Annotated in this window: 20 protein-coding genes, 8 tRNA genes and 1 rRNA gene; 2 read left to right on the forward strand and 27 right to left on the reverse strand. The window is 36.9% G+C overall.

Going from position 1 to position 26,391, the window contains the following annotated elements; translation table 11 throughout:
* Positions 1-57 precede the first annotated feature (57 nt).
* The 17 genes from CU635_RS19625 to sigW all read right to left on the reverse strand — a co-directional run bounded on the left by CU635_RS19625 (position 58) and on the right by sigW (position 22,259).
* Positions 58-4,815: an ATP-binding protein gene (locus CU635_RS19625; RefSeq protein ID WP_101579076.1), complete on the reverse strand. Its 4,758-nt coding sequence runs from the start codon at positions 4,813-4,815 to the stop codon at positions 58-60.
* A gap of 40 nt (positions 4,816-4,855) precedes the next feature.
* Complete coding sequence (locus CU635_RS19630; protein WP_101579077.1) at positions 4,856-5,899, reverse strand: hypothetical protein; 1,044 nt, start codon at positions 5,897-5,899, stop codon at positions 4,856-4,858.
* 12 nt (positions 5,900-5,911) lie between these two features.
* A complete protein-coding gene (locus CU635_RS19635; protein WP_101579078.1) occupies positions 5,912-7,471 on the reverse strand; it encodes a Tn7-like element transposition protein TnsE in 1,560 nt (519 codons plus the stop codon).
* Positions 7,446-8,087, reverse strand: coding sequence for a TnsD family Tn7-like transposition protein (locus tag CU635_RS24145; protein ID WP_180956641.1), 642 nt, complete (start codon positions 8,085-8,087; stop codon positions 7,446-7,448). The genes CU635_RS19635 and CU635_RS24145 overlap by 26 nt, the downstream gene beginning before the upstream one ends.
* Before the next feature lie 17 nt (positions 8,088-8,104).
* Positions 8,105-8,644, reverse strand: coding sequence for a TnsD family Tn7-like transposition protein (locus CU635_RS24150; RefSeq protein ID WP_257985669.1), 540 nt, complete (start codon positions 8,642-8,644; stop codon positions 8,105-8,107).
* The gene (locus tag CU635_RS24250; protein WP_308303549.1) at positions 8,644-10,614 is read right to left on the reverse strand and encodes a TniQ family protein; all 1,971 of its coding nucleotides are present in this window, start codon (positions 10,612-10,614) and stop codon (positions 8,644-8,646) included. Before CU635_RS24250 ends, CU635_RS24150 begins: the two co-directional genes overlap by 1 nt.
* A 9-nt stretch (positions 10,615-10,623) precedes the next feature.
* On the reverse strand, positions 10,624-10,917 hold the full coding sequence (locus CU635_RS24255; RefSeq protein ID WP_308303548.1) for a hypothetical protein: 294 nt from the start codon (positions 10,915-10,917) through the stop codon (positions 10,624-10,626).
* The gene (locus tag CU635_RS23965) at positions 10,910-11,476 is read right to left on the reverse strand and encodes a Mu transposase C-terminal domain-containing protein (RefSeq protein WP_308303550.1); all 567 of its coding nucleotides are present in this window, start codon (positions 11,474-11,476) and stop codon (positions 10,910-10,912) included. Before CU635_RS23965 ends, CU635_RS24255 begins: the two co-directional genes overlap by 8 nt.
* Positions 11,434-13,047, reverse strand: a complete 1,614-nt coding sequence (locus CU635_RS19655) for a DDE-type integrase/transposase/recombinase (RefSeq protein ID WP_245917540.1) — start codon at positions 13,045-13,047, stop codon at positions 11,434-11,436. The genes CU635_RS23965 and CU635_RS19655 overlap by 43 nt, the downstream gene beginning before the upstream one ends.
* A complete protein-coding gene (locus CU635_RS19660) occupies positions 13,047-13,856 on the reverse strand; it encodes a TnsA endonuclease N-terminal domain-containing protein (RefSeq protein WP_101579081.1) in 810 nt (269 codons plus the stop codon). Before CU635_RS19660 ends, CU635_RS19655 begins: the two co-directional genes overlap by 1 nt.
* Before the next feature lie 11 nt (positions 13,857-13,867).
* Positions 13,868-14,881 (reverse strand): hypothetical protein, encoded by a 1,014-nt coding sequence (locus tag CU635_RS19665; protein WP_101579082.1) that lies wholly within the window; start codon positions 14,879-14,881, stop codon positions 13,868-13,870.
* 167 nt (positions 14,882-15,048) lie between these two features.
* Positions 15,049-16,851, reverse strand: a complete 1,803-nt coding sequence (gene glmS / locus CU635_RS19670) for a glutamine--fructose-6-phosphate transaminase (isomerizing) (RefSeq protein ID WP_101579083.1) — start codon at positions 16,849-16,851, stop codon at positions 15,049-15,051.
* 480 nt (positions 16,852-17,331) lie between these two features.
* Positions 17,332-18,684, reverse strand: coding sequence for a phosphoglucosamine mutase (glmM, locus tag CU635_RS19675; protein WP_101579084.1), 1,353 nt, complete (start codon positions 18,682-18,684; stop codon positions 17,332-17,334).
* A 36-nt stretch (positions 18,685-18,720) separates the two neighbouring features.
* The gene (locus tag CU635_RS19680) at positions 18,721-20,001 is read right to left on the reverse strand and encodes a CdaR family protein (RefSeq protein ID WP_101579085.1); all 1,281 of its coding nucleotides are present in this window, start codon (positions 19,999-20,001) and stop codon (positions 18,721-18,723) included.
* A complete protein-coding gene (cdaA, locus tag CU635_RS19685; RefSeq protein ID WP_101579086.1) occupies positions 19,998-20,822 on the reverse strand; it encodes a diadenylate cyclase CdaA in 825 nt (274 codons plus the stop codon). The genes CU635_RS19680 and cdaA overlap by 4 nt, the downstream gene beginning before the upstream one ends.
* A gap of 208 nt (positions 20,823-21,030) precedes the next feature.
* Positions 21,031-21,678 (reverse strand): anti-sigma factor family protein, encoded by a 648-nt coding sequence (locus CU635_RS19690; protein ID WP_101579087.1) that lies wholly within the window; start codon positions 21,676-21,678, stop codon positions 21,031-21,033.
* Positions 21,679-21,695: 17 nt separating this feature from the next.
* Positions 21,696-22,259: an RNA polymerase sigma factor SigW gene (gene sigW, locus CU635_RS19695; protein WP_101579088.1), complete on the reverse strand. Its 564-nt coding sequence runs from the start codon at positions 22,257-22,259 to the stop codon at positions 21,696-21,698.
* 181 nt (positions 22,260-22,440) lie between these two features.
* Between sigW and CU635_RS19700 the strand changes: the two genes are divergently transcribed.
* Positions 22,441-22,599 (forward strand): aspartyl-phosphate phosphatase Spo0E family protein, encoded by a 159-nt coding sequence (locus tag CU635_RS19700; protein WP_101579089.1) that lies wholly within the window; start codon positions 22,441-22,443, stop codon positions 22,597-22,599.
* A gap of 35 nt (positions 22,600-22,634) precedes the next feature.
* Here the strand turns inward: CU635_RS19700 and rocF are convergent, their stop codons facing one another.
* Positions 22,635-23,531: an arginase gene (gene rocF / locus CU635_RS19705; protein WP_101579090.1), complete on the reverse strand. Its 897-nt coding sequence runs from the start codon at positions 23,529-23,531 to the stop codon at positions 22,635-22,637.
* Positions 23,532-23,729: 198 nt separating this feature from the next.
* On the opposite strand from rocF, the gene CU635_RS19710 reads away from it, so the two are divergent.
* On the forward strand, positions 23,730-24,692 hold the full coding sequence (locus CU635_RS19710; protein ID WP_101579091.1) for a D-2-hydroxyacid dehydrogenase: 963 nt from the start codon (positions 23,730-23,732) through the stop codon (positions 24,690-24,692).
* Positions 24,693-24,977: 285 nt separating this feature from the next.
* Here the strand turns inward: CU635_RS19710 and CU635_RS19715 are convergent.
* The 9 genes from CU635_RS19715 to rrf form a co-directional block, all read right to left on the reverse strand.
* Positions 24,978-25,050 (reverse strand) — tRNA-Lys (locus tag CU635_RS19715).
* Between the two features lie 2 nt (positions 25,051-25,052).
* Positions 25,053-25,127: transfer RNA gene (locus tag CU635_RS19720), tRNA-Gln, on the reverse strand.
* A 94-nt stretch (positions 25,128-25,221) separates the two neighbouring features.
* Positions 25,222-25,306 (reverse strand) — tRNA-Tyr (locus tag CU635_RS19725).
* Between the two features lie 15 nt (positions 25,307-25,321).
* Positions 25,322-25,397 (reverse strand) — tRNA-Thr (locus tag CU635_RS19730).
* A gap of 62 nt (positions 25,398-25,459) precedes the next feature.
* Positions 25,460-25,535, reverse strand: a tRNA-Val gene (locus CU635_RS19735).
* A 12-nt stretch (positions 25,536-25,547) separates the two neighbouring features.
* A tRNA-Glu gene (locus CU635_RS19740) sits at positions 25,548-25,622 on the reverse strand.
* Positions 25,623-25,659: 37 nt separating this feature from the next.
* Positions 25,660-25,732: transfer RNA gene (locus CU635_RS19745), tRNA-Thr, on the reverse strand.
* Positions 25,733-25,777: 45 nt separating this feature from the next.
* Positions 25,778-25,852, reverse strand: a tRNA-Asn gene (locus CU635_RS19750).
* A gap of 302 nt (positions 25,853-26,154) precedes the next feature.
* Positions 26,155-26,270, reverse strand: a 5S ribosomal RNA gene (rrf, locus tag CU635_RS19755).
* Between the last annotated feature and the right edge of the window lie 121 nt (positions 26,271-26,391).

A 26,391-nucleotide genomic window follows, 5' to 3' on the forward strand; every position in this document is an offset into this window, starting at 1 on the left:
ATTTCAGATTTTTTTCGGGATTAAAGTGAAAAATAGAGCCTGAAATAATGTGCTCGTTTACAAACTTAGACTCTCATAAACATCTGGATTTCCACCTGCTTGCTCAACAAATGATAAAATATCTTGTTTTCCTTTTAATATATTCATGTTTTCATAATCTAGTTTTTGCCAAGGAACGTCTGCATGTAGCATTCCTCTAATTAATTTCTTATAATCACTTATTTTGTCATTATAAATATCATCACCATCAGTTGAACATGCGATATCTTTTACTGTTACAGAAACTAATCTCCATGTAAACCAATAAATTTCTAATAAGTTATTTTTCTCACAGATGTACTCTAAATTTGTAAACAAACTATTCATTAACTCTGGCGCTTTTTTACAGCTTTCAATAAATAAAACTTTAAGTATTCCAATATTCTCCTGTGTATTTATAGATATAATTTCAGCTAGTCGTTTTAAATAATCATACTTTGTATCAATATCTAGTCTTAACTTCTCTCGATGTCTAAATTCATAATTTTTATTTTCTATAGTTATTAATAAATCAAATGATCTAACAAGAAATTTGATGGAAATTAATGATTTTAAATTGCTATCAATTGCGTAAATCATATTTAAGATTTCATCAATATCATAAGAATCTATCTCTATTCTATCTAACTTTTCTATTATATCCTCTTTTGATAAAAGAGCATTTCCCCGTAAATCATGTAATGCTGCAAGATATATTTCATCTGATGAACGATAATATTTTTTATTAATTTGCGAGTAGTCTATCATGCAAATCAAACATTTTTTATAAAGTTCTTCATCTTTCCCTTGAAACTCTTTTAATAACTTAGCAACTTCAACTCTTATCAATCTATTCGGATGGGTTAGACCTATAACAATTATTTTTCGGATAGCTTCTTTATCTTCTTCATCCTCAATCTTCCAATATAACTTTACTAAAGATTGAATTGCTACTACTTCACCTGTTAGATCGACTTTATCATTAATGATATGAATATTATCTATATTTTGCATAGCGCATTCATATACTATTCCCTCTATTAGTTCCAATTCTTGCTGGTTTAAATCTGAATAAAACTCAGTTAAACAAATAGAACAAGCCTTAATAATACTTGCTACATATAAACTAATAATTGATTCATTTGAAGATTGCATTACTTCTATTAAATCTTTTATTTCTTTTACTAACTCTGTTGAATCTTTAAATATATCTTCATTAGTTTGTTCATCTTTATTTAGTTTATCGTTTGTCCATATCATTAAACGATTTAGTCTAGATTGTAATTGCAACTTCTCTTCATTACTTGCACGGATTGCTTCTAAATCAGGTTCTTTAATAGTAGAAGTTAAAATAACTTGATTATTTTCTTTATCGAATTCTGCTTCCCAACTCCTAGTATCAACTCTGTTTATTAAGAACCTTTCATCAACACTTAAATTTTGTCTTTTTTTAAACTCATCTATAATCGAAAATACCTTTTCTTGTAATTCTGTAAATTGTAATTTTATTAACAAATCCTCTAATTTTTCTTTACGCCAATCGAATTTATTAGAAGTGTTTCTTTCATTGTGAAATAATTTTACTAAAGGATGTCTATCTATAAATGGATTGTGTAAATTCAAAGAATACGATTCATTAACATATCTTTCAATATCAAGATTATAAAATTCTAATACATTTAATATCGGTAAAACAAATTTTCCGCATTTCTCTGGATATCCCATCGCTACACCAGCTAAAATCGATGTAGTTGCTACAGAATTACTGTTTTTTAGAATATATTCATAAATCCATTTGATATCGGTTTCTGTTCCATATCGAACATATGAAATTATCCAGTTTTCTAACGCCATTAAAGCAGATTGAATTACATCTGGAAAATTTCCCATTCCTCTATACGCACACCATAGAAGACTAGAAGTATATTGTTTAACCTTCTCATTATCATTAAGTTCTATTTCTAGTATAGGTATTAAAATTTCATCTGTTTTTTGAAGACTCTCATTGTAATTTCTACTCTCTAAATTAGTATATGCATATTTTTCCGAAGACTTATTAACTATATCTAATATAAAATCTAACCCTTTTTTATAGTACGATTTTAAAAGATATGAAAACGGACCTTTTATTCCACTAGGAGGTGAGAATTTATAAGCTACACCATAATGTTCAATACCAAAACAATCTTCTACTTCAATACTTCTAAAGTATCTACCATATCTAGCATTTTCCTTTTCTTCGTTAGTAAATATTGAATGATACGTTAACTTAATCACTTCATTAGGCATATATTTACACATACTAATAGATTCTATGCCTATTAGTGCCATTTCTAAAAGTTCATCTTCAAATCTATAGCTCTCTGAGTCATTAATTATTTTATCTATTAAATCTGATAGTTCACTTTTTATACTATATGATAGACGTAAGATTAAGCTTATAATTTCTTCCTTCTCTTTTTGATAGTTATAGCTATCCTTAATTTTTTCTAATATTTCCAAACAAAGTAAACCTACAATTCTTGCATCAGTTCGTTCCTCATCTATATGTAGGATATTTCCCCACGCTTTTAATGTCTGAATAAGTTCTATTAATATATCATCCATAATTTGATTTCTATTTTCATAAATAAAATTGAACAAAGCTACCCAACCAAAACCATATGGTTTTAAAAATAATACATTAGAAATCCCTTCAGATTGATTAGTATCTTCGCTTGGGGTCATACAAGCAACTCTTAAAATAAAGCATGCTTTCTTTAATAAATTACATTCATTACTCATTGATTCTGTTCTTAATTTATTTAATATAGTATCTGCATAATCGGATAATAGTGATGCTGTAAATATTTCATCTTTCCATCTTTGTGAAATATCAGATTCCTTAAGAGAACATTTAATAAAATTTGACATATCTATTCCAAATCTTATTTTTTGCTGCAACCATAATCTAAATGCCCTGCTAATAGCCGGTGTTTCTCCTATTGCTTCAATGAATTTTTTTACTTCATCCTGCTCGTTATATTTTTTTTCAATAAAATAAGTTAAAGCCCAATCTTCTAACACATCATGTAAAGGACTCACTAAATCATTTTTTCCATCTCTCATAATTAAACTATCTTCTTCTAACTTATAAATAACTTCTGGATCATATTTTTCTACGGAAACGCCGAAGGACATTTCTCTGGCTCTTTGTAATGCGATATTTATAAAAGACTCTTTCCTTTTTAACGGCATACCATTAGCTCGTTCATTCTCATTAGATATTACATATTTCCAAACGTAATTTTGAAACTCTTCTTCCGTCGTATCGAGATTAATTTCCGTATTGAAAAACATTAATCTATAGCCAAGTTCCAACATAAAAGGGTTTCTCATAAGAGTTTTAAGATTATTATTTTTTATAAGAGGTTCTAAAACTTTAATATTAGTAGTAATGTCCTCTAACTGTTGATAATCAAATTCTTTAATTATTAAAGAATTATAATCCAGTTCAAATGGCTGTAAAAAATTAAAACATATTTCTTGATAGGCATAGTTTCTTCCTGTGCAAATTACTGTCCAATCTCCTGTAGATTTAAGAAATTGAAGTAAATCAACAAATGCTTGAATATTTTCTAACTCTAATAATTTTTCAATTGACTCTATAATTAAATACTTTTTAGGAGTTAAACTAAGACATAAAGCTATATCTTGAATAGAACTTTGTAATCCTATTGATGTAAAAACTTGATTAAGATGAGGTTGATTAAAATCTTCAATTCTAAAACAATATATCGGTATACTTTTTTCTACATTTTGTATAAACTCTTTTAAAAAACTGGATTTCCCACTTCCTCTTTCACCAGTAATATAAATAAATTTATGTTGATTGCACATTTCAATTAATGTATCTACATCATTTTGTCGGCTAATACTATATCCACCTATGTTATTTTTTATAGAAGAGATAATAAATTGACTATGATCCTCTAATTTCCTCAAATCGCTTGTCCAATATCTTGTAAAACTCTTTTGAAAAGGCTCCATTAAGTAATCTGGAATCCTATCAAGGGTAATTGTTCCAGCATTTTGATTATTGGTTCTAATATAATCCAAAGTGATATTCCAAACTTCAATAGGATTCTCTATTCCACATACAGATAAAAAAGATTGTACCATGCTTAAATCACGACTATTTTCAATATCTAAATCATACCCAATAACATGGAAAGAACATAAAAACTCCCACAATTCCTTATCATCTATATCTTGATTATTATTTGCTTGCTTTAATTGGATCTTAAAGGCATTCAGTTTATCTTGCTTTTCTTTACTACTAAATTTAGGCTTATTAACTTTATCAATAAATTCAGTTTCATTTTCTGAACATCTTGCCCATTCTAAAATAACTCTAGTATTTTTAATATCTGTTTTACTTAATGGACCTGTAACTAATACAATCGTATCTTCATCTTTATTAAATAAACTCTTATTATTAAAATCATTCCAAGCAGCTTGAATAACTTCCTTAAAAACATCATTTGATGCACTGATACTTATAAAATTCTTTATTTGTCCTAATATTTTTTGCTCTTTATGAGTGGAAAGATTCTTTCCAAAAACAATAAAGTCGTCTGTGTCATATCCATCATATTTACCTTGTAATTTAATTTTTTCTATTTCTATATTAGGTAAAAATGGCATGTAACTTTTACTAAGCATTGATATTAAAAATAATGCTTGAACTTTATTTTCAAAGTTTACACCACCGCCGCCTGTTGAAATTGGGTTACTCTGTTCTTTTGAATTATTCATCAAAAATTCCCCCCCTAACTTTAAATGTTCCTGCATAAATTTACTCGTGCTGATTTATAGAAATATACTTAGAAAATAATTCCCAAAGAATATTTGCCAATATTTTATCTAGTTCACAACAAATATATAGATATATCCAATTTTCTCTACTATATTCAAAATAATCGAAGTGATAATTTTTCATAAAATAGGCAGCATAGTCTTCTAATTTCCGTTGCAAGCCAATAAAATCTCCATGTGCTATTTTGTTACGAATTTGCCGAATTATTTTTGCAAATTGTATTTCTTTTTCATTATTTTGATACCTATCTAACTTTACAAATGTTGCTAGTTTCTCATCGAATTTGCTCGAATCATCCAAATCCTCTTTTCCTAAAATCATTTCAATTAAAGCGTAATTTTTGAAAAGATGATATGCATTGTAACTATTATCATTTGCTATAGCAGTCAGAATATAATCTAACATACGGAAATTTATTGCATTTTCAAGGAATAAATCTAATACTCCACCAAAATCTTTAAGGCTATCAATCTTTCTTTGATTATAAGTAATTGGATCAATTTTAATATCGAAACCTATTTCTGCATTTAGGATTCTAAATACATTAGTACTTTCGAATAAACTTCTTTCCGATGAATACATACATGTTATCGGTGACCAATTTCTTTTATTACTGTCGTGTCTAATCATAAATTCATATAGGCATATTAACTTTTCGGAAAACTCTATTTCGCAAGTAGGACTATCAATATAAGAATTCTTTTTTTGAAGCATTGAATTTTCAAAGTCCTCAACACTTATGCAAATTAAATTGTTTCCTATTTCTTTCAAATAATCTTTACTTCTTAGAGCTAATATTCCTGAAAAGTTTTTATGCTCAACAATTTTTTTAGCATTGTATGGTTCAATATTCGCAAAATCGTGGTTATATTTCTTAACGTCATATTCTCTATGATGAATTTCTTCCTCCAAAGTTTCTATTAACCCTTCTTTCCAATCTTGAGGAAGATTAGATAGCGTAATCCCTAGTTTTTTTGAGATTACAATGGGTTTAATCTCTCCGAAAATATTCACTACAATCATCGTTTATCTCCTCTATTGAAGATTTGACTCTAATCTTATTTTCCATTCGTATAAATCTTGTTTTAAATGTTTTAACCTTTTAAAATTTGATTTTGATAAGTCTTTAGTTTTCCAACTACCGCTATTAAGAACAAGTTCTTTAATAATCTTTGAAATATGAAACTCTTTATTTTTCTTGATAGTAAAATCCACAATCAATGTGGATAAAGTTTTACCATCAATTGTTGCAACTTCAAACACATAAAGCTCCTTACTAGTCAACTTATTTTGTATATATACCAAGCAACAAATTCTTCTTGTCCCATCTGCTAAAAATGAAAACTTTCTCCCTAATGGCAAATATACAAAACTCATTGCTACTTGATATTTGTGAGTATCTTGAGCTAACAATTGAATCATCTTAATAAACTTCTCCAAGCCTTGCCCTCTAATATCCTTCGTAACTTCTAACGTTTTAAAATCAATTGGCTGAATCTTTCCTCCATAGATTGATACATCTAGCCCCATTTCTTGTTGCTGCTTTTGAATACCTCCACCTTGTCCTTGATTTGATATATAAATATCACCTTGATTCACTTCGTGATTATCACCATACACTTTATGTACGTTTGCAAGATTTTTAAATTGGAATTGCGTACTTTGCAGATCCTGAACTTGTTGATTTGCATCCTGCTTTGAACGTTCAGTAGGATTATCATTTAATATATTTTCAATCGCATCTTGCTTGAATGATTTTCGATATTTACGTTTGCCTAGGGCAGGTATTTTTTTCTTAAATGCCTTATGTTTAACTTCTATATCTGTAAAGGTTGTTCCTTCCATATCAGAGCCTAACCACTGCAAAATCAAAACCTTATTACCTTTTTGTATTCCTCTAAATTGAATATAGGTGTTATCGATTTCTGGCAGTTTTACTTCTAACTTCAAATACTCTTTTTTACTTTGTTTAAGTGTAAGTAGCATATAAATTGATTCAAAAGAGGCTTTAATTTCTGGGCTAAAATATAACCACGCAAAGTAACGAATAAAGTTCTCATCTTTTACAATGTTATTAGGAATCTCTTCCGCTAGTTCTAAATAAGCTTGCTGATTAATTAACCTCAGATTTTCAACCAATAACTCCAATCCATTCGGTTGCATCATTGCATTAGTTGTCAGTCTATTAACAGCAAACACAGCCCGAATAAATTCAAATTGCGGAAGGTAATATGTTTTACCTTCCACAGTGAATTCAAATACAACTTGGCTCATTAATTCTGGATTGGCATATAAATAATGACCAACATCTTTACACGCGTCTAAGGCGTTAACAATCTTACAATGATTTAACTTAGGAATTTTCACATCATAAATAATCCCTGTCGTACTAGACTCTAATATTTCACCATCTTTATAAAATGTTCCTACCTTCAATAATGGCAGAGCTGCAATCGGAAACTCTAATATTTCAATTCGGTTATTAACTTCAAAACCTGTTCTAATTCGCCATTGTTCGTCAGTTATTTTTGCGTCACCTATCCATTTCAAAACAACTTCTTTATCTTTATCAAATGTCCATGGTCTTAGTTTCAATCCGCATTTCCCCTTGCTGATAAAATCTAATTTCATTGCTTAGTGCATTTTCAACTTGTACACTTACAGAATCTCTAAACCCCGCTAAACGCCGAACTTTCCATTCTACTATCTGTTCCTGATTATCTAAATAAAGTTTCTTACAAGCCCATTTAATACGACGAATTTGATATTGCTCACGCGTTTCTAATTTTTTTTCAAGATAAGCTTTTGTTTTTGGTAATTTATCTAATAGCTTTTCTATTAATGACAATTGCCCAATGGTTTTTCCTATTCTACTTTTATTTACATACACTGGCTTTTCAATGGCATATAATTCTTCAACAACTCGCTTCACCTGATCTAATACTTCTAAATCTCGTTTCTCCCAATCTACTCGTTTATTTATAATTGATTTTGTAGGTGCTTTGGGAGAATGTTCTTTCAACCATTCTCTATTGTTTCGGTAGTGCCAAGCATATAATGCCGGAGCTTCTTTTCTTAGCTGTGTAATTGTTAAGTTGGGATATCTTTTTAAAAGACTAATCCAACCCTTTTCCTTCTGGCTTTTAATAATAGAAACTGATGAATTTTGTTCTAATTGATTCACCTTTTGTTTATTTGCATACTTTTTCACCGTTGCATAATCACAATCTAAAATTTGTTCGATACGTAATAACTCAATCCACTAGCAACTAATTCTTTTAATTTCGCTAGCCATATATCACCAAACACCTTGATTCTGCCTATCCTAAAAACGTCATTTTCGTCTATATTTGGTCCACGACGTGAATAAACAAATCCGCATTTGCAACTTAATGTTCCGACAGGCCTTCTTGTATCCGTACAAGTCGTAATAGTTACATCTTCTATAACGCGGTTTTTATAATGGCCTGCCGCAGGGTTTAAACAGTAATACGGTGCTTGTCCAAAAGGTTTATATTGCTTACCTTTAAATTGATCTAAATCTTTAACTGATACGTTTAAAAAGCTTAATAACAACAAGTGTTGTAAAGGATGAAATACTTTACGGTGTTTTCTAACTATACTTCTTAGCCACGACGTATCTGAATGTTCGTCAAAATCACAGTCTACTAATGTTAGAAATTCTTTACCGTAATATCCTTTGAATTGTTGCGTAAAATATTGCTGATGTACTTTCCCTAAATAATTAGCATAACCATTTATTTGCATTAAATACTTATAAATAGCTGATAATTCTTTGTTTCTGTAGTTTCTATACGGTTTATTAAATTAATGCTTTCCTCTGAAAGCCTCTTCAAATGTTGTTCAGTCTTAGGTGAATATAACTTAATTAAATGTGGTGATGATAAATCAGCTCTTTCAGCTGAAATAAACTCATGTTTATGCGGAGTGCGAAATTCTATATTTGAATTGTGAAGTAATTCTTGATGTAAATGACAGTAATGTACTTTCGGTAATTGGTGACTTACATGCCAATAAGCTTCACCATACTTTTCTATGTCTTGCTTTATACAACTGGAGCAAAAGCGAAGATACTGCCACTCTTTTATCGTGGATGCAGCAATGCCTAGAAACATATGAATTGCTCCAGGCTTGCCACCATGCTTTATATAATCTATCGCTCTTCGTTTCATAGCGTTTGTTTGAAAAAATGTGTAATAACTATACATAGTATGATGTCTAATCAAATCATTTATCTTTGGTGGATTAAAATGTGCTATATTTTCGTAGAACACACTTAAATTGTTAGGCAAATCTACTACAGCGACCGTACTCATATTTCCAAATAACTCTTGCATTGTTTGCTTTGGACTTTCGTTGCTCGAATGATCATGATAACGAGCAAACCAACTATACAATAATTCATCTGGATAAAGTTCCGGAAAATAACTAAGCATGATTCCTGCCTCCCACATTGCAAATTCATCCAAAGGAGACTTTATATAACCGGCTTCCTTTAATGCTTCATAATTCGACTGTTTATTTTTCTTTGCCTGTTCTACAATTTTTAATAACGTTCCATTTTGTTTTTTCGTTCCTTTTTCTTTTGGAGTATTTAACTCTTCTGCTAAAGTAATAGCCAACTTCATTTGGAAAGGTAAGTCTCTATCTCCATGTTCGTTTATGGTCTTCGTAGCTGCTTTTTGCGCTATCTCAACATCGATTCCTAATGCGATTAATGAACTCATAATAGTTTCCACATGAGTTGATTGCTTTTCTTGACGTTTTTGGGCCTGTAGCTCTTTTTTCTTCTGAATAGTTGCCCTTAAATCGATGTTCGATTGCCGCAGTACTAAATATTCTTCAATATCCATTGGCATAATATCAGCGTATTTCTCTAATTCTGATGTTCGACCATTTCTTAAAGCCTTCAACATCGGCTGTACAAGCTTTAAATCATCTTTTGCTACTTGTCGAATAGCTGCTGACGTAATAATCTCTGCGCCTGTTTCAATAACTCTGCCCTGCGCTAATGCAAATAATTTCACCGCAATATCTACTATTCCTTGGCTTTCATCGTACAAAGTTTGATTTAATTCCTCCGTCAATTCAGTACGATTTTGAATCCATTGATACTCCCATAAACTTTCAATCAATAAATCCCAATCGTCATCCTTGTTCATTTGCTGCCACACCATATCACCTTGTCCACTACCCCTGCGTGCTTGACGGAAATCTTGCTGTAATACAGCTTTTGCTCTCATAGTTCCAATAAGTATTACAGGTACACCAACCTCATTAATTAATGTAACGAAGAAGTTCATCATCTTCTCTGAATTATTATCCCTTGTAGCTAATAAATGCTGAATTTCATCAATGATGATTGCTCCAATACAATGTAGTCTAGCAATTTGCCCCATTCTAGTTACCATAGAGCTAATTGAATTTCGGCGACTGCCAAATTTCTCATAATAATTCGTCCCAATTAGATGATCCATTTTTAAAAAGAAATCTAAGCACAATGATTTTAGTGAACCATCATGTGGACAATTAAGCTTAATCCATACAACTTGCATTAAATTTAATGGATGTTCATGTAGTATTACTTGCGGATAAAGCGACAAAATACGTTCTATAGCTGTTGTTTTACCAATACCTGAGAAGCCCATTAATGTCATGCTCGACGCTGTTGAACGAATATCTTGAGAGCCATTTAGTGCGCGATTGTAATCTGGCAGTCTAGGATTTCAACTAACATATCCATGACGAAGTAATCTTGACAATCGTTGTTCTAAATCTAAGTGCTGCATAATTGGCTGAAAAAATTTATTAATACGAGGAATTGCATGATAACGTATATGTGTTGGTAAATTTATTTCATGTTCCTCATATGGTGGATAATAGCTTAGGTTTTCATACGCTTCTTCAGGTGAAAGAATAGGTGGCAATGCTTCAATTAATGGATTACCTCTGAAATCAATTACTTCTTGTTCTTTATATACAGCTGGCGTGATATTTCGGAAGTTCGATTGCTCATTCATCTTTATCTTCCTTTCTACGCTTTAAAAATTCTCGCACATTAGGTCGCTTAAAGTCTGTTTCAGCAACGGTTTGAGGAAATGGAATGACTTCTGTATTTTTTACTTGTTTTTCAACAATCGGTTTAGATTCAACTTTGCGTTGTCTATCTTTCTCTGCTTTTCGATTATCTCGAATAGCTCCTACTTGTTCAGCTTTACTTAATGTTATATCCTGTTGAGCTTTTTTCGCTTTTTCTGCTTGTTTAATAATCGCTTCAACATCGGCAATATAATCAACTTCCTTTTGAAGTTGATTATGATTTTGCCCTTGCTCAATTCGTTTTTCTTGTTGTCTCCAATATGTTATTTCATCTATACTTAACCCTTCATATCTTCTAGAAAGCTCTAACATATAACATTCTTCAAAATATCCTATTGAATCATCTATCACATAAACATAGCTCATATTTCTCGGATCATAAGCAAGTTCTACTTTCCATGATCCTTTCATTCGTGCGTTTTCAAACCAACTTTCTTTTAGCGCTTTATCACAGCTATAAGAAATCCCTTTAAACTGAATACTTTATGATTTACAGTTGCTTTACCTCTCGGTAATAACTGTAGTTTCACTAGTTCTTCAGAAAAAACTCGTAGCTTTCCTGTACGATTTTGAATGCCCCAGCGCCACAGTTCAACAGGAATAGGTTGCACATTATCGGCTACTAAATCTCTATCTCTCATATATGTCTTTAAATAGTGTTTCGTGTTGTATTGTAGAATTTGCTTAATTAAAATTTGTGTAAATTCTTTCAACGTAAGTTTTGCATCTAAACGATAATCCTTTGCTCCACGTTCTTGAAAATCCACGTCAATATAGCCAGGGAGTAATGGTTTAACTTTCTTTTGAATTAAATCGAACTGCTTTTCAACTATTCCTTTCCAATCTGCTCGATATGAAGCTGCATTTTCAACATGTAAATTAAATGCTTTCACCAGTCTTTCAACATTGTATCCTTCAAATTCACCTTTATCTGCTAACAAAATTTCTGGTAGATGACGGTTTGGCCAATCATCTTCATTTATTTCAATACCATACTCTGCACAGTACGTCTTTTTATCAGCAACAACATTTGTTAATGCCATCATAGCTCCAGCCCATGACGGACCCTCTAATCCTACATACATACCGACTACCATTCTGCTAAAAACATCAATTACTAAATAAACAACGGGGCGTCCAATAATCCAATTACGATTTACTTCTGAAACTAAGTAAACATCCGCAATTGTTGCATCAATTTGATAACGAGATCCCGGTCCAAATACTTCTGATAAAGATATATTTAATACCGCGCGATGATCTTTATTAAAACGTTTTTCACCTTTTCTCGCTGTTAATATTTCTGGCGCATTATAGTCCTTCTGATACCAATATTTGAATTGTGTAAGAGTCGGGATAGCATCCTCGTCCTTTAACAGTACCTTCACAACACCGTTTTCATAATATATGTTCTCTGCATAAAACTCTTTCAGCATAAACTTATATGCTGCTGTTAAACTATTTTGCTTAGAAGTTAGGTAGTATTTTTCAATTGCTAATCTAAAAATCTTCTTTGTTGCATCATCTACATTTATGCCCTTAACTCCATAAACAGGAGGTCTACCTCGCTTCGTTTTTCCAACTTTTCGTTCTTTCCCTTTTGCACCGGAATTTTTATAGTCTGGCAATAAGGCATCTATCGATTTTCCTCTAGACCAATATTTATATAAATATTTGCGGACGGTTGGATATGTTACATCATGCTTCTCTTGCACTTCTTTTATTAACTTTGTTCGAAAAGACTTTTCATAAATAGCCGGCTCTTCTTTTACAATATCTTGAATAACTGCCCATGCAGTATCTCTCGCTTCATAATGCTTACTTTCATATTCATTAGATACGATGATGCCGTAGGAGTTATCGATAATCTTTCTCCAATCTCCAATAATGATTAAATCTACCATATCAGAAACTAACTTTTTTTCAGGAAATGCTTTTGGGTTGTTAAGCTCTAAAATATACATAATTGAATTGCCTGAATCTAGCCAAAGAATTCTATATAAACATTCTTGCTGACAGTCTTGTAAGATTTCATTCACATAAAAATTCATTAAGCCCACCTCTTGTTAACATCAGAGTAACTCATAAGTAAGATGTTACCGACATTTTCCTTTAAATCGATTTTTTTGTTCATACCAACTTTTAATAACTTCTTTGCTAAGGCATGTTTATATAAACTAATTGCTGTACCCATTTCAAAGTTGTATTTTTCATCGAACGTTTGTAAATTTTCAAGTAAAGCACCTTTGAAACCGGACCATTCTTTCATCAATAAATCTATTTTTTCACCTTCATCATCAAAATATGCATCTCGTAAAAACTTTAAATTACTAAGTAAAGTTTGTGGCAGTTCCTTATCCGTTACTATTGCCCAATCAATCCCTTGTCTCTCCCAATAACACTTCTCTATTTCGAATTTTTCGATAACTCTATCGTCATTAAGGTCTTTTTCTAGCTTAAGAGTTCTAGCATTATAAACGATCGAAGAGCCTTCACGTACTGTTAGGAAAAAATCTGTAGTCATTACAATAGGCGTATTTGTTTTGAAATCGGTAGGATGTTTTATACCTAAATCGTCTGCCACCTGTAAAGTTACCTCTCGATCTAAAGGAAATTGCTCACGAATATCAACTACATTGTCTGCCCAATCACAAAAGCATAAATAGTTAAACTCTAAATCTGATAATAAATGATGCTCACGTGAAGTTTTCCAACCTATAAAGCGATGTACTCGTCCACTTGATGGTACATCTTGAATTGTTAGCCAAGGCTTGTAAAGAGCAAGTTCACCTTGCCCTCTACCTTCCTTGATATACCGAGAGATTTTTGCTTCAGTCCAACCTGTTTGACGTTTCGGCATGAAATCACTCCTTAGCTTTTTGCTAGTACAATTACTCCATCAATTCCAACAGAAAATTGCTCATTTTCTAAATTATTATTAAGAACTTTTTCAAACCTATCTAAAACTAAACTTACCTCTTTATTGATATCCCTCAAATCTTCTTGCACTATCTCTTCTTTTACAACTAACGATTTTAATACTTGATAAACCTCATCTAATAAACCTATCGAACAATTATACGCATCGAAATCAATAGTTCTAAACTTAAAATTCGGTAAACCCTCTAAATCTATTATTTTATATTCTTCTCCACCAAGAAGCTTTACTAGTTGTGAATAATGTTTATAAACCAGTTCATCCCCACTAACTTTAACAACCTTATCTTCTTCATCCGTTGGATCGATAATATGTTGCATCATTTCATCATTTGAATTTGGATGTGTTGCTACTATGAGCTTTTCTAGGTTTGAACTTGCTTGATTATAAGTCGAAGTAACTCCTGAAACTGTATAATCAATTTGTGTTATAGCTCTTAACTGACTATCTGCTTTTCTAACATTTTGATTATTAAAATACTCCTTTCTTACTGTAGAACCTTTTGCCTCTACTAAATAAGAATTTCCTGTTCTATGGTTAAGTCCCCAAAGATCTGGATTTTTTAAATCTCCAGGTAAAGATGTAGGAGTGATGCCCGGATTTTTCAAATGTTCCATATGCCTTACATTGTACTGTGATTGCATATGTATTTGAGCAAAAACCATTCCAATAAAGTATGCTACTGTAACTCTCTCACTCATTTCCAGTTCATCTGCATTTTGAATAGTAAAAGGAGAATTTGTATCGATAAAAGCTAACATGGTTGAAATTTTCCATTCTACTAATTCTTTGGTAAGTCTTAAATGCGCTTTAGGAGCTAAACCTACTATTAAGGCACCTCTGATTACAGTTAGCTTACTAGCATAAAGAGATTGATTAGAAGCATAAACAGCATTTCTATCTATATAATCTGTCACACTAGAATAATTATTATATTGAATACTCATGTCTTTTCTCCTTTAAATAAAAAAACATCCGTTCGCTTATTTTAATTATAAGCGAACGGATGTTGAACTTCCATATTTAAACAACTTTATTATCTTTTAAACGACTTTATTATTTTTTAAACAACTTTATTATTCGTTAACACAACAATTAAATTAGCTACCCTTCCTTACTCCACCGTAACACTCTTAGCCAAATTACGTGGCTTATCAACATCACATTCGCGGTGCAGGGCAGCGTAATAAGCAATTAGCTGCATTGGTATTACAGAGATAAGAGGTGTTAACAGGCTGTGCACTTCCGGGATGACGAAGCGGTCTTCTTCCATTTCGAGTCCCTTCATGGAGATAATGCACGGATTGGCGCCGCGGGCGGCGACTTCTTTGACGTTGCCGCGGATGCTTAGGTTCACGCTCTCCTGGGTTGCAAGGGCAATGACTGGTGTGCCGTTTTCGATCAGGGCGATCGTTCCGTGCTTCAGTTCACCGCCAGCAAAGCCTTCAGCTTGAATATAAGAGATTTCTTTTAGCTTTAGTGCCCCTTCAAGGCCTACGTAAAAATCGATACCGCGGCCGATAAAGAAGGCGTTGCGAGTCGTTGCTAAATACTCACGGGCGATTGCTTCAATTTCTTCTTTTGAATCACAAAGGACTTCGATTGCATTTGCCGCAATGCCGAGCTCATGTACAAGGTCGAAATCAAGATCAATACCGCGGCTCTTGCCAGTTACCTCGGCCAGGATAGCCAATACGGCTAACTGGGCAGTGTACGCTTTTGTAGAAGCGACCGCTATTTCCGGTCCGGCATGGAGCAGCAATGTGTAATCCGCTTCACGGGAAAGCGTTGAGCCTGGAACGTTTGTGATCGTTAGAGCTTTGTAGCCCATCTCTTTGATCTCGACAAGGACGGCACGGCTGTCCGCTGTTTCACCGCTCTGTGAGATGAAAATGAACAAAGGATTTTCAGATAGAAGCGGGATATTGTACCCGAACTCGCTGGAAATATGAACTTCAACGGGCACGTTGGCAATTTTTTCAATGAACTGCTTGCCAACAAGACCGGCATGGTAAGACGTTCCGGCAGCGATAATATAGATGCGGTCCGTTTCATTCATTGCATTGATGATCTCTGGATCAATTGTTAATGCACCTTGTTCGTTCTGGTACTTTTGCACAATCCTGCGGATCACAAGCGGCTGCTCATCAATTTCTTTGAGCATGTAGTGCGGATAGGTGCCTTTTTCAATATCACTGGCATCAAGCTCAGCTGTGAAAGGCGCACGCGTCATTACATCACCGCTTAGTGTCTCAATCGTTACTTCGTCCTTTTTGACAATCACGATTTCTTTATCCATCAATTCGACAAATTGATTAGTTACTTGAAGCATCGCCATCGCATCGCTGGCTACAACATTGAAGTCATCACCCAATCCTACTAAAAGCGGGCTCTTATTTTTCGCAACATAGATCGTTTCGTTGTCCTCTTCATCTAAAAGGGCTAATGCGTAAGATCCTTTTAAAAGCGAAAGCGTTTTGCGGAACGCTTCTTTTACAGTTAGTCCATCATTCATGAACAGTTCAATGATCTGGACAATCACTTCTGTATCAGTATCACTTTTCAAAGTAACTCCTTGCAAATATTCGCGCTTTAAGAGGTCATAGTTTTCGATAACGCCATTGTGCACAAGCGTGAAACGGCTTGATGCGCTTTGGTGCGGGTGAGCATTCAGCTGGCTTGGAACACCATGGGTTGCCCAGCGGGTATGTCCAATTCCTGTATGAGCTTGGACACTTTGATCAACAATGCTGCGCAAGTCGGCAATCCGGCCTTTTTCTTTAAAAACATGGACGCCGTTATCATTCATGATCGCGATTCCGGCTGAATCATAGCCTCTATACTCAAGCTTTTCTAAACCTCGTAATAAAATCTCTTTTGAATCATTATTTCCGATATAACCTACAATTCCACACATTTACTTCTGTTCCTCCCTGATTACAAGGGGGCAAGAAGGCTGGGAGCATACTTGCCCCCTTATCTCTGTTTTTTTATTGAAGTATGAGGTCAGACAACCTTTCCCCTGACCTTGCGTCTATTTGCATTCCCTTCCCTTTGTCCATTAAGTTGCCTTAATGATTTAAAGAAGGGATTTTCGGTTGTGCTATCAACCGGGAGGTATCCGCCGAAACTTCGATAAACCTCCTCCTCGTCAACTAATCCATTTCCGTTCGGATTAGTCCAGGCGCTTTTAGAAATCCGTTTTCCCCTGACTGCCCACCTTTCTTTAAAAAATAATTTTTGTTTTCACAAAAACAGGATTATCATACCGCATGGCGGGGATATCCGTCAACCGAAAACGAAAGGAAATTAGCGGCACGGATCAAATCGCTTCATATTCCTTATAAAAAAATATGCATAAAGGAGTTCTTTCGTTCCCCCATGCATATCCTTTGTCTTATTCTTCTTTTAAACCCATTTCCGCTCTGACCACTTCTGCAATCCGATCGACATACGCCTGGCAAAGCTCTTCTGTTGGCGCTTCTGCCATGACCCGTACAAGCGGCTCTGTTCCAGATGGGCGAACGAGGATGCGGCCATCACCATTCATTTCCGCTTCAACCTGGTCGATGACTTCCTTCACCTTCACGTTTTCGGTTACATGGTGCTTGTCCGTTACGCGGATATTGACGAGCACCTGCGGAAATTTTTTCATTCCAGCCGCAAGCTCGGAAAGTGGCTTTTGCGTTACCTTCATAATGTTCACAAGCTGGAGTCCTGTTAAAAGTCCGTCACCAGTCGTGTTGTAATCAAGGAAAATAATATGGCCTGATTGTTCACCGCCAAGATTAAAGCCGTTCTTTTTCATTTCCTCGACCACATAACGGTCACCGACTGCGGTTGGTACACTCTTAATTCCAAGCGCCTCAAGCCCTTTGTAAAACCCAAGATTACTCATGACGGTCGAGACAACCGTTCCATGCTTCAATCGTCCTTCTTCTTTCATGTACTTTGCGCATATGTACATGATCTGATCACCGTCAACGATATTTCCGTTTTCATCAATCGCGATGAGCCGATCACCGTCTCCATCAAATGAAAGGCCAATATCCGCTCCCTTTTCCTTCAAAAAAGTGGCTAATGCTTCCGGATGGGTTGAGCCGACACCTTCATTAATATTAAGGCCGTTCGGAGATGCGCCCATTGTGGACAAGTCCGCATCAAGATCGGCAAATAAATGGGTGGCTAGAGACGATGTCGCTCCGTGCGCACAGTCAAGCGCAATATGAATGCCGGAGAAATCCTCGTCAACCGATTGCTTTAAATATTGGAGGTATTTTTGCCCTCCTTCAAAATAGTCATTCACTTGGCCAAGGTCCTCACCGATTGGACGAGGAAGCTCATCTTCAGATAAGTCCATCAGCTGCTCAATTTCGTTCTCCTGTTCATCGGAAAGCTTAAATCCATCCGGGCCAAAAAACTTAATGCCATTGTCAGCTACCGGGTTATGAGAGGCAGAGATCATCACTCCCGCCTGGGCTCCCTGGGCTTTCGTTAAATATGCCACTCCAGGAGTTGAAATTACGCCTAAACGCATGACTTCTGCCCCGATCGATAAAAGACCTGCTACGAGTGCGCCTTCGAGCATATGGCCGGAAATGCGAGTATCGCGTCCAATCAAGACCTTCGGGCGGTTCTTGTCTTTTGTTAGAACATATCCGCCGAAACGTCCCAATTTAAAAGCAAGCTCCGGTGTCAATTCACTATTTGCAACTCCGCGTACTCCATCAGTACCGAAATATTTACCCATTCAAAAATCTCTCCTTCATTGAATAATTACTGTTCTTTAAGCTTCCTTTTGAGAAATTGAAACGGTTGCTACAGCTTTACTCAGTTCCCATTTCACATTGTTTGGCCCATTGATCTGGATGTTCAATTGATGCTCTCCTTCACCAAGGTTTGATGCATCTATAAATAAATTAAAATCTCCGGCTGTTAAGCGTGTAACTGCGTCTCTCGGACCGATAACTGTCAAGTTTACTGCCGCCGATGCCGGATCTAAAAAGGCCATATTGTATTTCTCGTTCAGACCCTGTGTCCTAATCGGAATATCCGGAAGGGTCCGTCTTTCTTCATTGTTTGCCTGCGGATCTGCCGGAGCGCTTACCTCTTGTTTAGCAACAGTCACCCGGATCGCAGCTTCTACCGTTGCCGGTTTCACACTCGTGATCCCTTCTGAAATAATTACGGGCAAAGTCATCGTTGAATTACTGCGGATTCCACTAACATCAACTTCAACCCTGACGTTTTCTGTATGATCGAGAATATTTGGGCTCGCAAATATTCGGGCTTCATCTGTGTCAAGGGTAATCGATTGTATCGTGATCCCTTCAGGGGGCGTTCCCGTTTGCACAATATTAATAGGAACTGTTTTGCTTGTGCTGCGGACAGGTACCGTGACTTCAACAGCCTCCGGTTCAACGATAACATCCAGTTTATTTAGTTCACGGTCGAGCGCCCGGATGCTGGCCTTCTCTGTAATCGTCTGATCGATTGGACCCCTGGCATCAATCGTTGCTTTGACAAAGCTAATTCGATCAATCACGTCCTTGGCCCCGGTAATTTTCACTCGGTCCGGTTCGACTGTCGGCTGTTCGGAGATGTAACCTTCCTCAAGAAGCGATTGATTGAATTCCGCCTCTACTGGAAATTCTCTAGTAACCCGCTCTTGAACAGATACTTCTGCGTACGCAGGTTCAATCGTTACCTGAAGCTTGTCTGAAATATCACGAACGAGCAGCTCCACAGTCTGGGTGCCGATTTCGGCCTCTGATAAATCGACAAGCACTTCAAAGTTCTTCAGTGTGCGAGTTTGCTGGACGAGCTGTTTTGGGCCTTCAATCGTCACATTTACCGTTTCAGGGACACCTGATACCACCAGATTTTCTGTATCATAATAACTTTTAACGGGAATATCTTCAATCGTTTCGGTATTGTTTTCTCCTGGAACGTTTACCTCTGATCCGCCTTCATCTTCCGGAGTTGGGACAGAGGAAAATAGCAGAACCGCAAGGACGAGGGCCACCACTTTCATAAACCAATGATTTTCCATCAACTTATCAATCATTTTTTGTTTCCCCTCCAGTTCCAGCGCGCTGAAGAAGCTTGTTTTGTTTTATTATTGGATAGCAATCCATTTTCAAGCAGTTCACGGAATGCATCGCTCGTTAAATCACGGTGGAGATCGCCGTTTTTCGTTAACGATACATTTCCCGTTTCCTCTGAAACGACGACGGTAATGCTGTCGGTGACTTCACTGATTCCTAGAGCGGCCCGGTGCCGCGTTCCCAGTTCCTTTGAAATAAATGGGCTTTCCGATAACGGCAAGTAACAGGCTGCTGCTGCGACATTGTTTCTCTGGATGACCACAGCTCCGTCGTGCAGCGGCGTATTCGGGATAAAAATATTGATCAGTAATTCCGAAGAAACTTTTGCGTGGAGCGGAATGCCTGTTTCGATATAGTCGCCCATGCCGGTTTCTCTTTCAATGGAAATTAAAGCGCCGATGCGGCGTTTTGCCATATAATCTGTCGCTCGAATAATCGCCTCGACCATTTTTTCCTGCTCTTCCTCTTCAGGTATCCCGCTCTTCGCAAAAATCTTGCCTCGGCCAAGCTGCTCAAGGGCTCTTCTTAACTCGGGCTGAAAGATGATAATAATCGCCAGAAAACCCCATTCTATCACCTGCTGCATCAACCAGCTTAATGTATTTAAATGCAAGAAATCGCTGATAACCTTCCCAAGAAGAATAACAAAAATTCCATTTAATAATTGGACAGCTTTTGTTCCCCTCACGACATTGATCAGCTTGTAGATCACAAACCATACAAGAAGAATGTCCAGGGTATTTGCAAGCAGTTCTAATATCGGTATATCATAAAACGGCATGTAATTTCCCCCATTTATAGAATCTAAAAGCGGTAGCCGCTTATATTCATATGTAACTTTAATATTATAACACAAATTTTGATATGGTTGAATGTGAACAAGTATTCACGTTGAATAGACTTACTACTCTCTCTGAACATTGCTGTTTTGGCCCAACTACCTGCATATGGCTTATTTTGCCCTAAACACATACTGGCGAGAAATAAAATCAGCCGCTCTCCTCGAGCGGCTTCTTGTCTTCTCCGTCAAATACATTGACAGCTTCTTTTGCTGTTTTTTTAATATGATACCAAATCCAGTCGAACATTTCGTTCACTTCTTTTATTTCCCCCGAAACATGCCCGGCAGATGCGAGATAATTTTCGCCATTAATCACGGTTACATCGCCTTTCACTTCACCTTCGATTTTCACGTTGCCATTCTTGACTGTGACATCGCCTTCAACAACTTCTCCCTTGGGGACAATCACTGTATCACTTTCGACAATTAAGTTCGGCTGTTTTGAAACAGAAAATTGCTGATCCTCCTCGTTCCATGCAGAAACGACACCACCCATCATGAGGACAAGAAAGAGCGAAGCAGCAGTTAAGATCGGATGGTGGCGAAACCAGCGCTGAATTCCTACTTTTCGGTTTTCTTTCGGAAGTCTGCCCATCACATCGGCAGTAAAATTTAATGGCGCTTGAATATGTGAAGTGCTTTGCACTAAGGCAATCGCTTTTTTAAGTTCATGAAAGTGCGTCTGGCAATCGATGCAATCGTGGAGATGCTTTCTCAATTCCTGTTGATGTTCGGCTGAGATCTCGTCATCTAAATATTCGTGCATGTATTCAATTATTTCTTCAGGACATTTCAAAGTTCTCACCCTTTCGACTAAACATGGCGCAATTGCTTTCGCAACGCTTCGCGCCCTCTATGGATTCTTGTTTTCACCGTTCCGAGCGGCATATCCAAAATTTCGCTGATTTCATTGAGCGACAATTCTTCTATATATTTTAGAACGATCACAGAACGGTATTTTTCCGGCAGTTTTGAAATCTCTCCCTGGATCATTTCCTGAAGCTCCATGCTTTCGAGGTCATCTTCAGGCAGGCTTGTATCGGCAGCAATTTGCGAATACATATTTAATCCATTTGTACCCGCTACTTCGGCATCCAAATAGTAATCCGGCTTTTTCTTGCGAATCCGGTCGATGCACAAATTCGTGGCAATGCGATACAGCCAGGTTGAAAATTTCCGATCTATTTTAAACGTATTAATATTAACATATGCTCTTATAAACGCTTCCTGTGCAATGTCTTCCGCTTCATGCCGGTTCCCGAGCATGCGGAAACAAAGTTGGAATACCTTGTCCTTGTATAGCTCAACAATTTCCCCAAAGGCATTTTGATCCCCTCTTAAAACCTGATTGATCCTGTTTTTTACAATTGTCTCCATTATGGTTTGCCTCCGCTCCAATGCGGCTATACGATATTACGAATCGATAGCGAAAAAGGTTTCACATTTTTCATAAGAATTTCTCACTCCTTAATACTAACAAAAATTTACCATGGTGTTTTAAAAACTTTAATTTGGGGTATAACAGAAGCAAGTATTTATTGAAAAGAGAGGTTTAGTCATGTGTCCCCATACGCTTCTAAGAGATATTGAATTCTGCAGGAAAGAGATGGTTGAGCTGGCTGCCCATTCTTCACTTTCAAATCGAAAAGTGCTGGAGGTCAGCACTAAATTGGATCGTCTATTAAATCGTTATTATATATTAACAGCGAAAAAATAAAACAGCAGGGATTAAATCAGCCTGCTGTTTTATTGTTATAGCAATTTTTCACCAAATAATGATCCCATTAAAGCAACGGCGACTGTTGCGGTTTTATTTTTATCATCAAGAATTGGATTTACTTCTACAAATTCAGCCGAGGTGATGAGTTTGGCTTCCTCAAGCATCTCCATGGCAAGATGGCTCTCCCGGTAGCTAATTCCACCAATAACCGGTGTTCCGACACCTGGGGCATCCGCCGGGTCAAGCCCATCTAAATCGAGTGAGAGATGAACACCGTCTGTTCGGTCTTTTAAATAGGCGATCGCTTCCTCCATGATCCTTGTCATGCCGAGACGGTCAATTTCGTGCATCGTATAAACTTTTATACCATTTGCCTTAATAAGAGCTCTTTCTCCTTCATCAAGCGATCTTGCGCCAATGATAACAATATTCTCCGCCTTGATTTTTGGACTGTAGCCGCCGATTTGAGTCAACATTTCATGCCCGATACCGAGACTGACAGCGAGAGGCATGCCATGAATATTGCCGGATGGCGAAGTTTCGCCGGTATTTAAATCTCCATGGGCATCATACCAAATCACACCGAGATTGTCATAATGTTTGGCAACACCGGCAAGCGTACCGATGGCGATACTATGATCTCCGCCAAGCACAAGCGGAAAGGATCCTGCTTCAATTACTTTATCGACCTCAGCAGCAAGCTTTTCGTTTTTTTCAGCTACTAATTCCAGATTTCTTAAATTCGTATCCGGCCTGATCACTACTTCCGGCCTGCCGACTGGAATATCACCTAAATCATCCACTTCAATATTTAAATTTTTCAGTTTTTCATTGATCCCCGCATACCTCATCGCACTTGGACCCATGTCCACACCACGTCTCATTTGCCCTAAATCCATCGGCATACCGATGATAGAAATTTTATTCATGCCGTTCCCTCCTGCATCCCCGTTTTTACTATATTTTAACCGCTTTCATAAAAATGACTCAACTCGACAAGATTGTGTATATATATGCGTTCGTGGATTAATGTCGAACTTGCGGAATTGCCATAATCTTTTCCAGCGATTGCCGGAAGAAAAATCTGTTAAAATGGTAGTAGAAAAACGTTGCAATGGGGTGGGTTCATGCAAAAAAGGAAACTGATTATAGTCCATGATATTGATAACAGATACCACCAGAAAATCATGAAACTGGTTCCTGAGTGGGAAGTGTTGATAGGAAAGGATTCTTCAGTTTGGAAGGATCATTTAAATGAAGCTGAAGTGATCGTCGGCTGGAAAAAAGAATTAACCGAGCATTGCCTAAAAGAACATACAAAGCTGCGTTGGGTGCAGACATGGAGTGCAGGCGTAAATTCGTTACCGTTAAAAGAACTGGAGTCCCAAAAAGTGATCGTAACGAGCGCCAACGGGGTGCACGCCTTTCCGATTTCAGAAACCATTTTTGCATTAATGCTTGGACTGACACGAAAGATTCACACTTATGTCCGAAATCAACTCTCAAAAACATGGCACCATTCCGGGTTAAGCCTTGAAATGCACGAGAAGACTGTCGGCATTATCGGTGTAGGCGCAATCGGCAAGGAAACAGCCAAAATTGCCAAGGCATTCGGCATGAAGGTAGTCGGCGTCCGCCACTCAGGGAAAGATGAAGATTATGTCGATGAAATGTACACACCCCGGGCATTAAACGCCGTTCTTCCAAGCTGTGACTATGTTGTTGTAACATTGCCGCTGACAAGCGAAACGCATCATCTATTTGGAGCGGAACAATTTCAAGAAATGAAGCCGTCTGCCTTTTTTATTAATATTGGCCGTGGTGAAATTGTTGATGAACCAGCACTCGTTCAAGCACTTCAAACTGGAGAAATCGCCGGTGCCGGTCTGGACGTATTTGAGACCGAACCGCTCGATAGCGACAGTCCGCTATGGGAGATGGAAAACGTGATGATTACCCCCCACACTTCCGGATCAACTGAACACTATACGAAGCGGGTAATCGAAGATATTTTCATTCCAAACTTACAAAACTATCTAAAAGGTGAAAACCCGGCGATTAATAAAGTTGATTTTACAAAAGGATATTAACTGTATCACTAATAAATAGGCATTGATCAAATGTCTATTTCTCTACAACCATTGCAGCAAAATCAACGTCAAACTAATAAATGATGTCCATATTCTAAAAGAGGGTGATTCAGTATTGTTTGAAGCAAATACCGAATACTGTTTTATCAATTTGAGCAATCACGAATGTCATTATTATTTTGTGATCGATTCTCATCAGGTTACATACCTGTAAGTCGAATCAATGCAATTAAAATAGAAAAAGGAATCCTGTAATGTTAACAGGATCCCTTTACTTTGATTTGATGAGCCATGAAGGACTCGAACCTTCGACCCTCTGATTAAAAGTCAGATGCTCTACCGACTGAGCTAATGGCTCTTTGGCTGGGCTAGCTGGATTCGAACCAACGCATGACGGAGTCAAAGTCCGTTGCCTTACCGCTTGGCTATAGCCCAATATTTTATAACCTTAAGTGTATCGCGCTAAAGATTCTGCAAAATAAAAAGGACAGTTTTGGATTGTCCATTTTTTGTATACTTGAAGTTGGAATGGTGGAGGGGGACGGATTCGAACCGCCGAACCCGGAGGGAGCGGATTTACAGTCCGCCGCGTTTAGCCACTTCGCTACCCCTCCACTAGTTTAAAAAAATGGTGCCGGCAAGAGGACTTGAACCCCCAACCTACTGATTACAAGTCAGTTGCTCTACCAATTGAGCTACACCGGCATATCTATTTAATTGTCCAATAGAAGTTATCATTACAGGCTGTCTATAAGCTGAAGACAATATGGTGGAGGATGACGGGCTCGAACCGCCGACCCTCTGCTTGTAAGGCAGATGCTCTCCCAGCTGAGCTAATCCTCCACAATAAAAATATGGTGACCCGTACGGGATTCGAACCCGTGTTACCGCCGTGAAAGGGCGGTGTCTTAACCGCTTGACCAACGGGCCCTTTTTTATGTCTATGTATTCTATCAATTTACTAGAGAGCTCCCAAGCGGGCTCGAACCGCTGACCTCTTCCTTACCATGGAAGTGCTCTACCTGCTGAGCTATGGAAGCATTTTTCCTGTAACTCACTCATGAGATCATTAGTCATTAAGAAAATGGCTCCGCAGGCAGGATTCGAACCTGCGACCGTTCGGTTAACAGCCGAATGCTCTACCACTGAGCTACTGCGGAATAATAATATACAACCCTAAACATAGTTTTGTTTCGAATGTCCCCATCTCAGTAAGCTTAAGCAAGTAGCAGCTCGATGGGTACAACTCGGAGCCCAATCCAGCAGCTTTGCTCGTTGCTCTACCACTGAGCTACTGCGGAATAATAATATACAACCCTAAACATAGTTTTGTTTCGAATGTCCCCATCTCAGTAAGCTTAAGCAGCTAGCAGCTCGATGGGTACAACTCGGCGCCCAATCCAGCAGCTTTGCTCGTTGCTCTACCACTGAGCTACTGCGGAATAATAATATTAAAATAATCGCCCGGCGGCGTCCTACTCTCACAGGGGGAGACCCCCAACTACCATCGGCGCTGAGAAGCTTAACTTCCGTGTTCGGGATGGGAACGGGTGTGACCTTCTCGCTATCGCCACCAGACAAGTTCAAGACATATCCTATTATAATGTCTTTTTGGATTATTTCAAGAGAAAATTGAAACTTCGTTCTCTCAAAACTAGATAATCCAGAAGAAGTAAGTGTAAACACGAGAACACCATTT

Origin of the sequence: Bacillus canaveralius, assembly GCF_002860125.1 — a bacterium.
Lineage (GTDB): Bacteria > Bacillota > Bacilli > Bacillales > Cytobacillaceae > Bacillus_BJ > Bacillus_BJ canaveralius.

Excerpts from the sequence above, each read along its gene's own strand:
- CU635_RS19625 (WP_101579076.1), bottom strand. The coding sequence starts at position 4,815 with ATGAATAATTCAAAAGAACAGAGTAACCCAATTTCAACAGGCGGCGGT.
- CU635_RS19630 (WP_101579077.1), bottom strand. The coding sequence starts at position 5,899 with ATGATTGTAGTGAATATTTTCGGAGAGATTAAACCCATTGTAATCTCA.
- CU635_RS24150 (WP_257985669.1), bottom strand. The coding sequence starts at position 8,644 with ATGCAAATAAATGGTTATGCTAATTATTTAGGGAAAGTACATCAGCAA.
- CU635_RS24255 (WP_308303548.1), bottom strand. The coding sequence starts at position 10,917 with ATGAATGAGCAATCGAACTTCCGAAATATCACGCCAGCTGTATATAAA.
- CU635_RS19655 (WP_245917540.1), bottom strand. The coding sequence starts at position 13,047 with ATGAATTTTTATGTGAATGAAATCTTACAAGACTGTCAGCAAGAATGT.
- CU635_RS19660 (WP_101579081.1), bottom strand. The coding sequence starts at position 13,856 with ATGCCGAAACGTCAAACAGGTTGGACTGAAGCAAAAATCTCTCGGTAT.
- CU635_RS19665 (WP_101579082.1), bottom strand. The coding sequence starts at position 14,881 with ATGAGTATTCAATATAATAATTATTCTAGTGTGACAGATTATATAGAT.
- glmS (WP_101579083.1), bottom strand. The coding sequence starts at position 16,851 with ATGTGTGGAATTGTAGGTTATATCGGAAATAATGATTCAAAAGAGATT.
- glmM (WP_101579084.1), bottom strand. The coding sequence starts at position 18,684 with ATGGGTAAATATTTCGGTACTGATGGAGTACGCGGAGTTGCAAATAGT.
- CU635_RS19680 (WP_101579085.1), bottom strand. The coding sequence starts at position 20,001 with ATGATTGATAAGTTGATGGAAAATCATTGGTTTATGAAAGTGGTGGCC.
- cdaA (WP_101579086.1), bottom strand. The coding sequence starts at position 20,822 with ATGCCGTTTTATGATATACCGATATTAGAACTGCTTGCAAATACCCTG.
- sigW (WP_101579088.1), bottom strand. The coding sequence starts at position 22,259 with ATGGAGACAATTGTAAAAAACAGGATCAATCAGGTTTTAAGAGGGGAT.
- CU635_RS19700 (WP_101579089.1), top strand. The coding sequence starts at position 22,441 with ATGTGTCCCCATACGCTTCTAAGAGATATTGAATTCTGCAGGAAAGAG.
- rocF (WP_101579090.1), bottom strand. The coding sequence starts at position 23,531 with ATGAATAAAATTTCTATCATCGGTATGCCGATGGATTTAGGGCAAATG.
- CU635_RS19710 (WP_101579091.1), top strand. The coding sequence starts at position 23,730 with ATGCAAAAAAGGAAACTGATTATAGTCCATGATATTGATAACAGATAC.